The sequence below is a fragment of the Actinoplanes sp. NPDC051537 genome (genome assembly GCF_055586105.1).
Window position 1 is genome coordinate 14,951 of sequence record NZ_JBVJIU010000018.1, and the last position, 13,672, is coordinate 28,622.

General features: G+C 70.0%; 18 protein-coding genes. 8 read left to right on the plus strand and 10 right to left on the minus strand.

All coding sequences use genetic code 11. From position 1 onward, the window contains the following. Positions 1-78: 78 nt before the first annotated feature. Together ACZ6TB_RS36470 and ACZ6TB_RS36475 are read left to right on the plus strand one after the other, a co-directional pair. The gene (locus ACZ6TB_RS36470) at positions 79-489 is read left to right on the plus strand and encodes a DUF6069 family protein (RefSeq protein ID WP_465562412.1); all 411 of its coding nucleotides are present in this window, start codon (positions 79-81) and stop codon (positions 487-489) included. An 11-nt stretch (positions 490-500) separates the two neighbouring features. After that, the gene (locus ACZ6TB_RS36475; protein ID WP_465562414.1) at positions 501-1,619 is read left to right on the plus strand and encodes an alpha/beta hydrolase; all 1,119 of its coding nucleotides are present in this window, start codon (positions 501-503) and stop codon (positions 1,617-1,619) included. Here the strand turns inward: ACZ6TB_RS36475 and ACZ6TB_RS36480 are convergent. Continuing rightward, positions 1,596-2,780 (minus strand): acyltransferase family protein, encoded by a 1,185-nt coding sequence (locus ACZ6TB_RS36480; RefSeq protein WP_465562416.1) that lies wholly within the window; start codon positions 2,778-2,780, stop codon positions 1,596-1,598. The genes ACZ6TB_RS36475 and ACZ6TB_RS36480 overlap by 24 nt on opposite strands. A gap of 77 nt (positions 2,781-2,857) precedes the next feature. Here ACZ6TB_RS36480 and ACZ6TB_RS36485 point away from each other — a divergent pair, with 77 nt between their 5' ends. Then, positions 2,858-3,775, plus strand: coding sequence for an NADP-dependent oxidoreductase (locus tag ACZ6TB_RS36485; RefSeq protein WP_465562417.1), 918 nt, complete (start codon positions 2,858-2,860; stop codon positions 3,773-3,775). On the opposite strand, the gene ACZ6TB_RS36490 is transcribed toward ACZ6TB_RS36485, so the two are convergent. Beyond that, complete coding sequence (locus ACZ6TB_RS36490) at positions 3,756-4,007, minus strand: hypothetical protein (protein ID WP_465562419.1); 252 nt, start codon at positions 4,005-4,007, stop codon at positions 3,756-3,758. The genes ACZ6TB_RS36485 and ACZ6TB_RS36490 overlap by 20 nt on opposite strands. Before the next feature lie 186 nt (positions 4,008-4,193). Between ACZ6TB_RS36490 and ACZ6TB_RS36495 the strand changes: the two genes are divergently transcribed. Continuing rightward, positions 4,194-4,637, plus strand: coding sequence for a YdeI/OmpD-associated family protein (locus ACZ6TB_RS36495; RefSeq protein ID WP_465562421.1), 444 nt, complete (start codon positions 4,194-4,196; stop codon positions 4,635-4,637). A gap of 27 nt (positions 4,638-4,664) precedes the next feature. Further along, positions 4,665-5,072, plus strand: a complete 408-nt coding sequence (locus ACZ6TB_RS36500) for a VOC family protein (RefSeq protein ID WP_465562423.1) — start codon at positions 4,665-4,667, stop codon at positions 5,070-5,072. A 78-nt stretch (positions 5,073-5,150) separates the two neighbouring features. On the opposite strand, the gene ACZ6TB_RS36505 is transcribed toward ACZ6TB_RS36500, so the two are convergent. Next, positions 5,151-6,770 (minus strand): cellulase family glycosylhydrolase, encoded by a 1,620-nt coding sequence (locus ACZ6TB_RS36505; protein ID WP_465562424.1) that lies wholly within the window; start codon positions 6,768-6,770, stop codon positions 5,151-5,153. Positions 6,771-7,262: 492 nt separating this feature from the next. Beyond that, on the minus strand, positions 7,263-7,901 hold the full coding sequence (locus tag ACZ6TB_RS36510) for an HD domain-containing protein (protein WP_465562426.1): 639 nt from the start codon (positions 7,899-7,901) through the stop codon (positions 7,263-7,265). A 125-nt stretch (positions 7,902-8,026) separates the two neighbouring features. Here ACZ6TB_RS36510 and ACZ6TB_RS36515 point away from each other — a divergent pair, with 125 nt between their 5' ends. Beyond that, positions 8,027-8,479, plus strand: coding sequence for a lamin tail domain-containing protein (locus ACZ6TB_RS36515; protein ID WP_465562428.1), 453 nt, complete (start codon positions 8,027-8,029; stop codon positions 8,477-8,479). Between the two features lie 24 nt (positions 8,480-8,503). Beyond that, complete coding sequence (locus ACZ6TB_RS36520; protein ID WP_465562430.1) at positions 8,504-8,755, plus strand: hypothetical protein; 252 nt, start codon at positions 8,504-8,506, stop codon at positions 8,753-8,755. A gap of 7 nt (positions 8,756-8,762) precedes the next feature. Here the strand turns inward: ACZ6TB_RS36520 and ACZ6TB_RS36525 are convergent, their stop codons facing one another. The 5 genes from ACZ6TB_RS36525 to ACZ6TB_RS36545 all read right to left on the minus strand — a co-directional run bounded on the left by ACZ6TB_RS36525 (position 8,763) and on the right by ACZ6TB_RS36545 (position 12,626). Beyond that, on the minus strand, positions 8,763-9,386 hold the full coding sequence (locus ACZ6TB_RS36525) for a PilZ domain-containing protein (RefSeq protein ID WP_465562432.1): 624 nt from the start codon (positions 9,384-9,386) through the stop codon (positions 8,763-8,765). A 50-nt stretch (positions 9,387-9,436) separates the two neighbouring features. Next, positions 9,437-10,690, minus strand: a complete 1,254-nt coding sequence (locus tag ACZ6TB_RS36530; RefSeq protein ID WP_465562434.1) for an RNA polymerase sigma factor — start codon at positions 10,688-10,690, stop codon at positions 9,437-9,439. Between the two features lie 15 nt (positions 10,691-10,705). Then, complete coding sequence (locus tag ACZ6TB_RS36535) at positions 10,706-11,053, minus strand: YciI family protein (RefSeq protein WP_465562436.1); 348 nt, start codon at positions 11,051-11,053, stop codon at positions 10,706-10,708. Positions 11,054-11,148: 95 nt separating this feature from the next. Beyond that, positions 11,149-12,171 carry a methyltransferase gene (locus tag ACZ6TB_RS36540; protein ID WP_465562437.1) on the minus strand — a complete coding sequence of 341 codons (1,023 nt, stop codon included), beginning with the start codon at positions 12,169-12,171 and terminating at the stop codon, positions 11,149-11,151. Beyond that, entirely contained in the window at positions 12,168-12,626 is a 459-nt protein-coding gene (locus tag ACZ6TB_RS36545; RefSeq protein WP_465562439.1) for a hypothetical protein, read from the minus strand. Before ACZ6TB_RS36545 ends, ACZ6TB_RS36540 begins: the two co-directional genes overlap by 4 nt. A gap of 80 nt (positions 12,627-12,706) precedes the next feature. Between ACZ6TB_RS36545 and ACZ6TB_RS36550 the strand changes: the two genes are divergently transcribed. Then, positions 12,707-13,168, plus strand: coding sequence for a phage tail protein (locus tag ACZ6TB_RS36550; protein WP_465562441.1), 462 nt, complete (start codon positions 12,707-12,709; stop codon positions 13,166-13,168). Here the strand turns inward: ACZ6TB_RS36550 and ACZ6TB_RS36555 are convergent. Continuing rightward, positions 13,152-13,610: a DUF6069 family protein gene (locus tag ACZ6TB_RS36555; RefSeq protein WP_465562443.1), complete on the minus strand. Its 459-nt coding sequence runs from the start codon at positions 13,608-13,610 to the stop codon at positions 13,152-13,154. The two genes, ACZ6TB_RS36550 and ACZ6TB_RS36555, sit on opposite strands and share 17 nt — an antisense overlap. Positions 13,611-13,672: the final 62 nt, after the last annotated feature.

Consider the following 13,672-nt stretch of genomic DNA (forward strand, 5'->3'; position numbering starts at 1 on the left):
CCGGCCTCGCCAAGGAGGGTCCCGGCGGCGCTCGCGGTCCGATGTGGTGCGCCGGCCGGGACCGCGATGCTCTCCGGCATGACCAACGACATCCGGCACACCACTTCAACCACCATCGGCCGTACGATCACCGTCGTCGCCGCGGCGGCCGGCGCGCTGCTGCTGTGGACGGTCGGCGGCCCGTGGGCCGGCGTCGACCTCGCCGTCCGTCAGGGCGGCACGACCCAGCACATCGGCGCCGCCGCGGTCGCGCTCACCTCGCTGGTCGCGGCGCTGGCCGCCTGGGGCCTTCTCACGCTGTTGGAGCGCACCGCCGGCCGCCCCGTCCGGACGTACCGGATCATCGCTTCGATCGTTCTGATTTTCTCGTTGGCCGGGCCGCTGGGCAGTGGCGCCGGCACGAGCAGCCGGCTGGTGCTGCTCGCCATGCACCTCACCGTCGGCGCCGCCCTGATCATCGGCCTGCCCGGCCTCCGCAACCACCGGTAAGGATGGACAACGTGCCGATCGGATACGTCTTCTCCGTAGCGCTCCTGGCGTTCTGCACCGCCACCGCCGTGATCGGGCCGCGGCCCGATCACACGAGGCAGGGCTACTGGGGGTTCTGGGTCACCTTCCTGATCAACGAGCTGCCGTTCCTCGCCCTCTACGCGCTCGCCGCGGACAGCATTCTCGCGTTCAGCGAAGGTGACCTCTCCTCGCCGGTCGGCCTGATCGCGTTCGCCGTCGCGGTCCTCACCGCGGCCGGCCTCGCCGTCCTGATCCGGCGGGCGCTCGGGACCGGTGCGGTGCTGCGGAGCGCGCTGGCCGGCGACGCCGGTATCGAGCTGCCATCGGCGCGCCGGTCGTGGGCGCACATCCTGCTGGCCCCGTTCGCCGTGCGACGCCGGGACGTGGTCCGGGTCGGCAACATCGCGTACGGGGACGCCGGCAAGCGCAACCTGCTCGACGTCTACCACCGCCGGGACCGTCCCACCGGCGGCCCGATCCTGGTGTACTTCCACGGGGGCGGCTTCCGGGTCGGGCACAAGCGCTGGGAGGGCCGCGCCCTGCTCAACCAGCTCGCCGCGCGGGGGTGGGTGTGCGTGAGCGCCAACTACCGGCTCGAGCCGGCGCACCACTTCCCCGACGCCCACGTCGACGCGAAACGGGTGATCGCCTGGGTGCGAGCCAACGCGGCGGAATACGGCGGCGATTCCCGTACGGTCATCGTGTCCGGCAGTTCGGCCGGTGGCCACCTGGCCGCCATGACCGCATTGACCGTGAATGATCCGGCCTTCCAACCGGGGTTCGAGGGCGCGGACACCTCGGTCGCCGCCGCGATCGGCTTCTACGGGTACTACGGCCGGGCCGGCGGGCCGGGTTCGTCCCCGCTGGATCGGCTCCGCGACGCGCCACCGTTGATGTTCCTGCACGGTGACAAGGACAGTTCGACGCTGGTGGAGGACACCCGCGCGTTGGTCGCCGGGCTGCGCGAAGTCAGCACCCGGCCCGTCGTGTACGCCGAACTGCCGGGCGGCCAGCACAGCTTCGACCTGTTCTACTCCCTGCGCTACAGCCAGGTGATCGAAGCGGTCGCCGCGTTCGGCGCCTGGTTACACACCGCCAAGCGGGTTTGACGGCGGCGCAGCGTCGACCAGCACCGGCGGCGCGGGACTGCTCATGGGCGGCCGGCCGCGATCATCGCTGACCGCCCAGGCGTTCTTGAGCTCGGCCCACGAGCGGTGCCGCTGGAACGGCGCCTCGAACAACTTGGCGAAGATCCAGGCGCCGGCCAGCGAAAGGCCGCCCGCGAGCAGGGTCGTGGTCGCGAACGAGGTGAGCCCGCGGCCGAGATGCGGGATGACCAGCTTCAGGGTGACCACGACCACGATCGGCAGGTGGATCAGGTACAGGCTGTAGGAGAACGATCCCAGCCGCTTCAGGGGCCGCGAGTCGAGCAGCCGGATCAGCGCGGCGGGCCGGCCGCTCACGACGGCGAGCAGGAGCAGGGTCATCGCGGGGGCGACCGCCAGGTCGACCCAGTAGTAGTGGTGGACCATCCAGCGCGAGCCCTGATGCAGGACCAGGACCCCGACCGGGACCGCGGCCAGCACCGACAGCAGGGCCCAGGGCACCCGGCGGGAGCGGTCGCCGGCCGCGGCCACGCCGGCCGCCACGACGCCGGCCGCGAACACCGGCACGAGGTGCGGGGCCAGCCAGTTCTCGCCCTGCGGCGGCGACCCGTGGAAGACGGCGAACCCGACGACGACCACCGGCGCCGTGACGACGGCCAGCATCGCCGCCGGGCCGATCCGCCGGCACAGCAGCACGAGCAGCGGGAGCAGGGCGTACAGCAGCGCCTCGACGCTGATCGACCAGAAGGCGCCGTTCGGAGTCGGCGCCTTGAACAGGTCCTGCAGCAGCAGCGTATAGACCACCACGGACCCGGAGGTAGGCTCCGCCGAGTGGGGCTGGCGCACGATTGTCCAGGCGATGACCAGGCTGAAGACCAGGGCGGCCCAATACGCCGGAAGAATTCGCCATGCCCGTCGCCGGGCGTATCGGCCCAGGCTGCCCAGGCTCCAGCCGTTCCGTGCGGCCGCCATCGCCAGCGAGAACCCGGACAGGATCAGGAACATCACCACGGCGAGGCGGCCGAATCCGAGCCAGCTCAGCCACACCGGGCCGCGATAACGGGGAAAGCCCAGGAACGTGTACGCCCAACAGTGGAACAACAGCACATACAGGGCACAGAGGCCGCGCAGGCCGTCCAGTCCGGCCACCCGTTTCCCGCTCACATCGAAAATCACGTACAGCTGGGGTGAATCGTTCGACCAAGCTGTCGTAGCGGGCCCAACGACCGAGGAGACACATCATGAGGGCGATCGTGGCGACGGACCAGGCCGCGGGAACGGCCGGGCTGACGCTGGTGGAGCGGCCCGAGCCGCCGGCCGCGATAAACGACGTCATCGTCGAGGTCCATGCGTCGGGATACGTCCCGACCGAGCTGTCGTGGCCCTCGACCTGGACCGATCGGCGCGACCGTGACCGAGCGCCGTCGATCCCGGGGCACGAGGTGGCCGGCGTGGTCAGCTCCCTCGGCTACGGCACGACGGGGCTGTCGGTGGGGCAGCGGGTGTTCGGCCTCACCGACTGGCACCGCGACGGCACCCTGGCGGAGTATGTGGCGGTCGAGGCGCGCAACCTCGCGCCCCTGCCGGGCGACGTCGACTTCACGGTGGGCGCGAGCCTGCCGATATCCGGGCTTACCGCGTGGCAGGGCTTGTTCGACCACGGCCACCTTCGTACGGGTCAGAGCGTGCTCGTGCACGGCGCGGCCGGCGCGGTCGGGACCATGGTGACGCAGCTCGCGCGCGAGTTCGGCGGGTACGTGATCGGCACCGGACGTGCGGCCGACCGCCGGAAGACGCTCGACTTCGGCGCGCAGGAGTTCGTCGACCTCGACAACGACGCCCTGGAGGATGTCGGCGGGATCGACCTGGTGTTCGACGTCATCGGCGGCGACATCCAGAAACGGTCCGCGCGTCTGGTTCGCCCCGGCGGAACGCTGGTGTCCGTCGTCGGTCCGCCCGAGGCCCGGCCCGCGGACGGCCTGGCGGTCGACTTCGTCGTCGAGGCCGATCGTGCCCAGCTCGGTGAGATCGTCGCGCGGGTGCGTGACGGGCGGTTGCGCACGAACATCGGCAAGGTCGCCACACTCGACGATGCCGTCGACGCCCTCAACCCGACCGAGCGGATCAAGGGGAAGACGATCATCCGCGTTCGTCAGTGACGATTCGCCCGGCTTCGCGAAGTCGTGCGTCGTCCGCTATGCGGGCGCTGCGCCACCGGCGGGCGGAGAGAACGGCCAGGGCGCCGAACACCACGAGGAAGAAGGCGCGCCAGACGACGGCAAAGCCCGCGTGACCGAGCGCGATCGCCAGCCCTTCGACGACGGTGAGGATGCCGAAGCCGGTGGCGGCCACGGCATGAAATTTGGTCGATCGGAAGAACGACGGGGGCACGCGTCGAGCCTATGGACATCGTCAAGGGTGCGGATCCGGGGAAACTCGGCCGAGAACAGCGGTGGGTCCTCGAGCACGATCGAGGTCACCAGGCCGGGACGGTTCGCGGCCGGCCCGCCGGTCACACTTTCATGGCGGCGCCCGTCATAGCGGTGACGGGGTAACCGGAATCGCGGGGAGAGAGTCGTGACACTGAAGTTTCGAGCACAGGTGGAGCCGCCGGAGCCGATGCGCGGACTGGAGATTCCGGCCGACGTGGTGGCGGCGCTCGGCGGCGGCGGGCGGCCGCCGGTGACGATCACGATCAACGGGCATTCCTGGAAGAGCCGGGTCGCGATCATGCGTGGACGCCATCTGCTCGGCCTGAGCCACGCCAACCGGCAGGCGGCGGGGGCCGAGATCGGCGACGAGGTCGAGGTCGAGATCGAGGTGGACGCCGAGCCGCGGGTCGTGGTCGAGCCGGCCGACCTGGCCCGGGCGCTGGATGCCGACCCGGACGCTCGGGCCGCCTTCGATCGGCTGACCGACAGCCAGAGGCGGCAACATGTGCGCGCCGTCGAGAGCGCGAAGAAGGCCGAGACGCGTACGCGCCGGATCGAAACCGTGATCGCGACGCTGCGGGACCGATAGGCCGTGTTTTCCGGCATGCTGTGAGGCATGACAGAGGTTCCGAATGTGATCTCGGTGATGCTCATCGTTCCGGACGCCGACGCCGCGATCTCCTGGTACAAAACGGCATTGGGCGCCTCCGAGCTGTGGAACCTCGGTGGCGTGGCCGGCCTCGAAATCGCCGGCGCCCCGTTCTTCCTGCATGAGGTCAACCCGGACAATCCCGCCGAGACCAGTCCCGGTCAGGCGGGCGTCACCAGCACCCGGATCGAGATGTTCGCCGACGACCCCGACCGCGTCATCGAGCGCGCCGTCGCGGCCGGCGCCACAGCGGGGTCGGCCATCGAGGATCACCAGACGCCCTGGGGCACGCACCGTCAGGGCGGTTTCACCGATCCCTTCGGCCACCGGTGGTCCGTCGGCGACCGATCGCCGCTGGGCCGGCTCCGGGACTGACCGGGCCGGCGCCTCTCCGGGGCGCCGGGGACTGATCGGGCCGGCGCCTCTTATCGGCGCCGGCCCGTCGTGGTGGGGTCAGCCGCAGGTGGCGCCGTTGAGCTTGAAGCCGGTGGGGGCGGCGGCGTTGCCGGTGTGGTTGGCCTGATAGCCGATGGTGGCCGAGCCTCCCGCCGGCAGCGAGCCGTTGTAACTGGCGTTGGTGGCGGTCACCGTGCCGCTGGCCGGCGAGTAGGTGGCGCTCCAGCCGGAGACGATCGTCTGCCCGGCGGCCAGGGTGAAGGTCAGCGTCCAGCCGTTGATGGCGGCCGTGCCGGTGTTGGTGATGGTGATGTTGTTGGTCAGCCCGGTGTTCCACGCGTTGACCGCGTTACTGACCTTGCAGGCGCCGGTGCCGCCGGGGGTGGTCGGCGGTGGCGTGGTCGGCGGTGGCGTGGTGGGCCTGGTCGTCGGCGGCGTCGTGGGCGGCGTCGTCGGCGGGGTGGTCGGCTGGCTTCCCCCGGCGGCCGTGACGATGGCGCTGATGATGCCCTGCTGGGTCACCGTCGCGGAGCTGCGGTTGAACAGGCCGAACCCGTACTGGCCGTTGTAGCCGTTGTCCCAGTACGCGGTGGCGGCGCCGTACTTCTTGGCGGTGGACACCAGGGCGCGCGCGAAGTTCGTGCGATACGTGTTGTTCGCCGAGTCGAACGACGTCTTGTCGATAGCGCCGTACTCACCCACGAACACCGGATATCCGCGTACGACGAAAGCGTCGTACATCTTCTTCAGCATGGTGTCCATGTAGTCTTCCTGTCCCCAGGTCGACTTCTTCGCCGGATTGGTGGCGGCCGATCCCCATTGCGTGATGTTGCCGTCCTCCTGGCCCGTGAAATCCCACGGGTCGTAATAGTGCACGGAGATCATGATCCGCTGCTCGCCGCTGGGGATGGAGCTGGACCGATACTGGTCGGTGGGCAGCACGAAGCCGTAGTTGCCCGCGGTGTACTCGATGTTGGTGTTCCAGCCGGGGACGAGCAGCCACCGCGACGCGTTGGTGCCGCCGGTCCGCCGGACCGTGTCCACGAAAATCTGGTTGTAGGCGTTGATGTTCGAATAGCAGGCCGAGGTCGGATTGCCGTACTGCCCGTCGAACTCCTCGTTCATGGACTCGAGGATCAGGTGCTCGTTGTAGCTCTGGAACTTCGTCGCGATCTGCTGCCAGACCTTCTGGTACCGGTCCTTGATCGTCGTCTGGTCGGACGAGTCGCAGATCAGCCAGGAGCCGGTGACGGACTTGTATCCGTCACCGTGCATGTTGATCAGGACATAGAGACCTTGGTTGTACGCGTAATTGACCACTTCCGCGATTCTGGTCAGCCACGCGGCATTGACCGTGTAGTTCGGGCCGGCCCCGATGTTGCCCAAATAGGAGACCGGGATGCGGATCGTCTTGAAGCCCGACGCCTTCACCCGATCGATGAGGGCCTGCGTGATGACCGGGTTGCCCCACGCCGTCTCGCTGGGGATTCCGTTGGAGTTGGCTTCGAGCTGGTTGCCCAGATTCCAGCCGGCGCCCATGTCGGCCACCAGCTGAGGAGCGGTCAGCTGGGCCGCGACGTCGGCCGATGCCGGTCTCGTCACGCCGTACACGGCTCCGGCGAAGGCCAGGGCGGCGGCAAGGAACGCGAGCCCGGCCCTCCTGACTGTCGAACTCATGGAACTTCCTCTCGGACGGTCTCGAGCGCTGGAACCGGCGGTGTCTCCGGCCCGAGCCCGGCGAAGGGAGTCGCCACGGGCACGCCAGCATGGCCATCGAAGCGCTTCGATGGCTACTCCGTCAAGAGAGGGCAGATCCAAGTCCCCACCGGCCGCGAGCTCGTCGGTGACCGGAGTCGGCACCGGATGCTCGCGAATCACCTCGGGCACCACCTCGACCCGCGCCGACGGGAACGATGGCACCGGCTTCTCCACCGCATCGACGCGGTACGCCGGCAACCCGCCGCTGTCATCCTCGTAGACGCGCGCCGGGTGCCTGTGCCGTCCCGCCGGTGACGAGCCCGAACGCCGATGGGATTACCGCACGGACACACCCAGTCGCGTTACGGTCAGCTTGGCGGCAACGGCAACGTCCGGCTCGAGTCCCAGGCGCGGTCCACGACGTCCACGGCCTCGGCCGTCACTCCGGACAGGTCGGCAAGCGCGCCGGGGTCAGGTCGGCCAGGACGAGCCGAGGATGCGTTCGACCGTAGTTGTGCGCTGGAAACCCGGAACGAAATGCTCGAGGACGTCGGCATTCACGGTGCCGATCGTGGTTTCGGGGCGATCCTTCAGGCCGTCGACGTACGCGCTCAGGAAATTGCTCTTGAAATTGTCTCGGGGATGGGCGGCGAGGATTTCCGCGACCCGGTCCTGTTCCAGGTCGTCCCGGCCGAAACCGACCACGTCGGTCAGGACGCCGAAATACGTGGCCGCGATTTCCGGGGCCATCCGGGCGGGGACGCCGGGCGTCGTGTGCAGGGCGATCGCCGTCCAGACCGTCTCGGCCGCGGTCGCCGGGAAATCGTGGTCGAGCAGGAATTTGCGGGCGTGGTCGGCGCTGTCGAGTTCGAAGCGCTGGACGGTGTCGGAAAAGGCGGTCCGGAGACCGGTGTCGTGGAAGATGGCGGCCAAGTAGAGCAGTTCCGGGTCCGGGTTCCAGCCGAGCCGGTGCGCGTGCATCAGGCCGAAGAAGAAGACCCGCCGGGAATGGTGGTAGATGACGGGGACGGTGGTGTCGCGGACCCGGCCGGTCGCCTCGGCGACCGCCGCCGTCTCGGGAATCGTGAAGCCGGCGATGACCTCGGCCATGACCGCTGACCTCCCTGGAAGGTGGGATCGGAACGGCTGATCGAAACTGGACGATCGGCGGACATCGCCGGTCGCGGAGGTGTCGTTAAGTGGTCGAGCACAGACCCGACCACGGAGGTCCGCAAGTGAAGGTGAAACGTATTCTTTTCGGCCTCACGGTCATCGCGGCGACGACCGCCGGAATCGGTGTCGCGGCTACGGCCGAGGCGGCGACTCCGGCGGTGACGTTCACCCGGTTCTACTACAACTCGCCGGGCACCGACAACCGCAGCAACACCAGCCTGAACGCCGAGTACTTCCGGCTGACCAACAACACGTCGGCGACCATTCAGCTGGGCGGCTGGACGGTTCGGGACAAGGCGAACCACATTTATACGTTCAAGGCCACCGCGCTGCCGGCGAAGGCGTCCCTGTACGTCCACACCGGAAAGGGCGCCGACGCAGCCCTGAACAAGCACTGGGGTTCCGGGAACTACATCTGGAACAACGACGGGGACACGGCTTGGCTGAAGAACACCAAGGCCACGACGATCGACACCTGCTCGTGGGGCAAGACCGGCTCCGTCACCAACTGCTAGCGGGCCGCCACCTACCCTGGTGCCGTGACTGATGTCGAAGAGACCGCCGAGCAGCCCGACCTGATCGCCACCCACTACCTGACCAGCATCGAGGACGTGACCGAGCACCTGCGGGCCGCGAACCGGCTCGGCCTCGGGGTCCGGGTCCGCAGCTACCTCGAGGCCGACGACGAGGAAGAGGTGCTGGCCGAGCACTGGGAGGTCGAGCTGTACACCTCGTCGCCGGTCAATGAGGAGGTCAACGAGGAGGTCAACGAGGCGGAGGCCGTCGAGTAGGGCCGGATCAGGAGGCCTCGCGCTGGCGCTCGGTGATCTCCCACGTGAAGACGTGCTGGCGGATCAGCTGGGCGGTCGTCTCGTCGGAGCGGAAGATGAGGATCACCTCGTAGCCGGGCTCGCCGTACGCCTCGCGCACGGTGTGCACGGTGCCGACGACCTCGACGTCGCCGGTGTCCAGGCGCAGGGCGGCCGCCATCGGGTCGCCCACCTTGAGCACCGGCTTCTCGAGCACCAGGCAGCGCAGGCCGCCCTCGCTGATGTCGAGCAGCCGCCCGAGCAGCGGCGTCTCCTCGGGCTCGGGGCCGAGCTGCACGGCGGGGCCGCCACCACCCCGTACGAACTCTCGCCGGTTGCTCGGTTGCGGCGGGCCGATGGGCTTGAGGGTCCAGCGGTACGGCGCGCTGTCGGTGATCTCGACCAGCCGGCAGGGCAGGATGACCCGGGCCCGGGGCTGCGCCCAGAAGATGTCGACCGTCTGGCCCGGCCGTGGCGCCTCGGGGCCCTCGGTCTCCAGCGGCGCGGCGAGGCTCAGCATGTCACCCTCGACGGCCTCGAGCCGGGAACGATAGTTGGTGTCCTCGGTGTGCACCATGAACATGGGCGTACCGAGGCGAGGAAGCTCAGCCACGACGATCTCCTGACCAGACGGGGGATGCTGCTGCCGAATCTGAGTCGGCTCTACAACCCGCGACCTGAGCAAAAACGCAGGCGGCGCTCGAGGAACGCTCGCTCCGGCCCATTGCCGACAAGATCAAGCGCTTGCCGGTACGCCTCCGCGGCCTCCGTGGTGCGGCCCAGGCGCCGCAGCAGGTCGGCGCGGGCCGCCGGGAGCAGGTGATAGCCGGCCAGCCGCCGGTCCGCCGCCAGGGCGTCCAGCAGCGCGAGCCCGGCCGCGGGGCCGTCGACCATGGCGACCGCCACCGCCCGGTTGAGGTCGATCAAGGGCGAGGGCGACACCGTACGGAGTACGTCGTACAGCGCGACGATCTGCGGCCAGTCGGTGGTCGCGACCGTCGCCGCCTCGTCGTGCACCGCGGCGATGGCGGCCTGCAGCGCGTACGGGCCGGGCGGGCCCCCGGTCAGCGCCTGGACCACGAGCCGGCGCCCCTCCTCGATCTTGCCGGCGTCCCAGCGGGAGCGGTCCTGGTCGTCGAGCAGCACCAGCTCGCCGCGCTCGTCCACCCGCGCGTCGCGGCGGGCGTCGATGAGCAGCATGAGCGCCAGCAGGCCGGCCACCTCCCGCTGCTCGGGCATCAGGCGGTGCAGGATCCGGGCCAGCCGCACCGCCTCGTCGGCCAGCTCGGGACGGGTCAAGGCGGGGCCACCGGTCGCGGCATACCCCTCGGTGAAGATCAGATAAATCACCCGGAGCACCGCCGGGAGGCGTACCGGAAGCTCATGGGCTCGCGGCACGCGGAAGGGGATCCGGGCCTCGCGGATCTTGCGCTTCGCCCGCACCAGCCGCTGGGCCATCGTGGCGTTCGGGGTGAGGAACGCGCGGGCGACCTCGGGCGTGGTGAGACCGCCGAGGCAGTTCAAGGTCAGCGCGGTCTGCGCCTCGAGCGCCAGCGACGGGTGGCAGCAGGTGAAGAAGAGGTGCAGTCGCTCGTCCGGCACGTCGTCCGGATCGGCGGGCTCCGGCGGTGGCGGCTCGTACCGGTCCGCCTCCACCTGCAGCAGGGCCAGCTTCGCCGCCAGCACCCGGTCACGCCGCAGCAGGTCGACCGCCCGGTGGCGGGCCGTGGTCAGCAGCCACGCCGCCGGGCGGTTGGGCACCCCGTCACGCGGCCACCGCTGCAACGCGGTGGCGAGGGCGTCGGCGGCGACCTCCTCGGCCAGGTCGAGGTCGCCGAGAGAACGCACGAGCGCGGCCAGCAGGCGCCCCCACTCCTCGCGGAAGACCGCCTCGACCGAGTCGGCCGCCGTACCCATCGGTGACCTCCGCGATCAGGAGAACTCCATGATCGGCCGCACCTCGACCGATCCGTATTTCGAGCCCGGGCACTTCGCCGCCCAGTCGATCGCCGCGTCCAGGTCGGGCACGTCGATCAGGTAGTAGCCGCCGAGAACCTCGCGCGTCTCGGCGAACGGCCCGTCGGTCACCACCCGCTCGCCGTCCTTGACCCGTACGGTGGTGGCCGTCTTGCTGTCCTGCAGGGCCTCGCCGCCCGAGCTGACCCCGGCCTCGTTGATCGCGTTGCTGTACGCCCAGTACTCGTTCATCACCGTCTCGGCCTCGGCCGGATCGGGCGCGGCGGTGGTTTCCTCGCTGTAGATCAGCAACAGGTAACGCATGATGGTCTCCCTCATGTCGGGTGGCCGCCGATCGGCCGCTTCCACCCTGACGACGATCGGGCACGGCGTTATCGACAGCTCCTGCGGATAATTTTCTACGGGATCGGCGCCGCCTCGATGACCGAGAACTCCGTGCCGGTGGGGACGACGCGGGTGACCCGCAGGCCGGCCGCGCGGAGCAGGTTCTCGTACTCGGCCCGCGTTCGTTCCTGGCCGCCGGGCCCGACGAGCATGTTGAGATCGGAGAACGCCGCCGGCAGGCCCGCGGGCGAATGCGGCGGCCCGGTGAGCACCCGTTCCAGCACCAGCATCACCGAACCGGGCCGCATCGCGCGGCGGCAGGTGCGGGCGATGGCCACGGCGGCCTCATCGGGCCAGTCGTGCAGGATCGACTTCAGCAGGTAGGCGTCGGCGCCGGCCGGCACCGCCGTGAAGAGATCGCCGGCATGGATCTCGCAGCGGTCGGCCACGCCGGCCGCCGCGAGCACGGCCGGCGCGGCGCCGACGACGTGGGCCTGGTCGAGCAGATGTCCGTGCAGGTGCGGATGGCGGCCCAGCACGGTCGCGAGCAGGGCGCCGTTACCGCCGCCGATATCGGCGACGATGCCGAACGCGGCGAAGTCGTACGCCTCGAGAACGGCGTCGGCGACGTGGCGGGACAGAGCGGCCATGGCCGCGTCGAAGTCGGCGCCGACGGCGGGATGGCGGGCGCGGTACTCCCACACGGACTCGCCGTGCACGGACGCGAAAGCGTTCTCGCCGGTACGGACGCTGTGCTCGAGCGCGCCCCAGGCGCTCCACATCGACGAGGCGCCGACGAACGCGGCCCAATCGCCCAGGCCCTCGGCGCCGCCCCGCAACCCCGCACCGAGCGCGGTGGAGCTGAAGCGCCCGTCCGGCGCCTCGGCGTAGACACCGGCCGAGGCGAGCGCGCGCAGCAACCGGCGCAGCGAGCGTGGGTCGCAGCCGGTCGCCGCGGCCAGGTCGTCGGCCGTGCGAGGACCCTCCGCGAGGTGGTCCGACAGCCGCAGCACGGCCGCGACGTGCAGGGCCTGCGCGATCCGGAACCCGTTGATCAGGCCGAGCAGGTGGTGGCGAGGTTCGGCATGCTCGCTCATGAGACGGACCGGCGGCGGCGGAACCATCTCCAGGGCTGGAGGACGAGGACGCCGAGAAGGCAGGCGCCGAGGCCGAGGGCGGCGAAGCCGGCGGAGTTCTTCCAGGTCGACTTGTCCGTCAGCAGGTAGACGGCGGTCCGGCTGCCGGTGTCGCGGGCCGGCATCGTGTCGCCGATCGCCGCGCCGTCCGGCAGGCCGCCGGCCAGGTCGACTCCTCGGCGCACGTCCTTGCCGTCGTCGCTCACGAAGTCGCCGAACCAGCCGCAGCGCTGCCGGGGTGGCTGCCACCGGTCGCAGGAGCCCGGTTCGGTGAGCGTGATCGTTCCAGTGGTGCCGCCGCCGTGCGCCGCCCGCCAGTCGGGCACGACCATGGTCAGGCTGCCGACGCCCATGCAGCCGCCGATGACGGCGAAGGCGGCCGCGACGACGAGGAGCCCGGTTCGGGTAGGGGCCACGACACGAGGCTATCCCCCGGTGCGACCCGCGGAAATGTCGAATACTGCAGGTTGACGATCTGCTGACCGGAGGAACCGCCATGTCCTATGCCGTGGACTTCGAGACGGTGTCGACCGTCGGACTCGAGTCGTCACCCGTCGCCGGCGCGCTGGCGGGGCTGCGGGCGAACGAGGCCCGGTACTTCAAGAACAAGTACGGCCACGTCTTCACGGTCGAGCCGGCGAGCGAGGCCCGGTCGGCCGTCGACTGGGTGAGCCGGATCCTCGACGAGGAACGCGGCATCGTCATCGCCTCTCCCCCGCTCGAGGCGACCGCGTTCCAGGTCGAGAACATCCGGATGGCCTACGTCTTCTACGAGAGCGGCCTGTCGATCAACGTGATGTACACCGTCGACGACGGCGGCAAACGGGCGGTCGGGTTCAAGCTCGCCGAGGGGATGGAGGTTCCCGCCGAACTCGGGTCGTTCAAGTTCGCACGGCAGAAGTCGAAGCTGGCGGGCACGATCCGCGGCTCCTTCTTCGTGATCAAGAAGGACTATTGACGCGTACGAGGTGATTGCCGCGCCGCGATTCCTGAGGCAAACGCCGCGCGACCGCCGGGATGATGATCGCGCCGGCGATCAGGTGGGCGGCGGCGAGGGTGATCCCCGTCGAGACCGCCGTGTCCGCCGCCGTGAGCGGCACCGCGAGCGACAGGACGAGCAGCGGCAGCGCCGTGCGCAGGTACGCCCGCCGGGGGTTGGCCGCGAACCGGGCGATCAGCACGACGGCGAACGTGAACCAGAACGTGACGACCAGCGTGCCCATCGCGAACATGCCGACGGTGATCGGGGTGGCGTGGTGTGAGCCGAGGCCGGCCGCCCGCATCGGCACCCCGGCCGCGCGGGCCGCCAGTCCCCACGCCTCGACGGCGACGCAGGCGGCCAGGGCGGCCAGCCAGTTGACCTGCCAGACGGGACGGCGGGCCAGGAACGACGTGAACATGGTGGTCCTCCGGATACTCGAACGGTTGCTTCCGAAGGGACGACGAAGCCGGGCCGCGGTCC

Coding starts and splice junctions, on each gene's coding strand:
- ACZ6TB_RS36500 (WP_465562423.1), top strand. CDS start 4,665: ATGACAGAGGTTCCGAATGTGATCTCGGTGATGCTCATCGTTCCGGAC.
- ACZ6TB_RS36540 (WP_465562437.1), bottom strand. CDS start 12,171: ATGAGCGAGCATGCCGAACCTCGCCACCACCTGCTCGGCCTGATCAAC.
- ACZ6TB_RS36530 (WP_465562434.1), bottom strand. CDS start 10,690: ATGGGTACGGCGGCCGACTCGGTCGAGGCGGTCTTCCGCGAGGAGTGG.
- ACZ6TB_RS36550 (WP_465562441.1), top strand. CDS start 12,707: ATGTCCTATGCCGTGGACTTCGAGACGGTGTCGACCGTCGGACTCGAG.
- ACZ6TB_RS36555 (WP_465562443.1), bottom strand. CDS start 13,610: ATGTTCACGTCGTTCCTGGCCCGCCGTCCCGTCTGGCAGGTCAACTGG.
- ACZ6TB_RS36485 (WP_465562417.1), top strand. CDS start 2,858: ATGAGGGCGATCGTGGCGACGGACCAGGCCGCGGGAACGGCCGGGCTG.
- ACZ6TB_RS36535 (WP_465562436.1), bottom strand. CDS start 11,053: ATGCGTTACCTGTTGCTGATCTACAGCGAGGAAACCACCGCCGCGCCC.
- ACZ6TB_RS36510 (WP_465562426.1), bottom strand. CDS start 7,901: ATGGCCGAGGTCATCGCCGGCTTCACGATTCCCGAGACGGCGGCGGTC.
- ACZ6TB_RS36470 (WP_465562412.1), top strand. CDS start 79: ATGACCAACGACATCCGGCACACCACTTCAACCACCATCGGCCGTACG.
- ACZ6TB_RS36505 (WP_465562424.1), bottom strand. CDS start 6,770: ATGAGTTCGACAGTCAGGAGGGCCGGGCTCGCGTTCCTTGCCGCCGCC.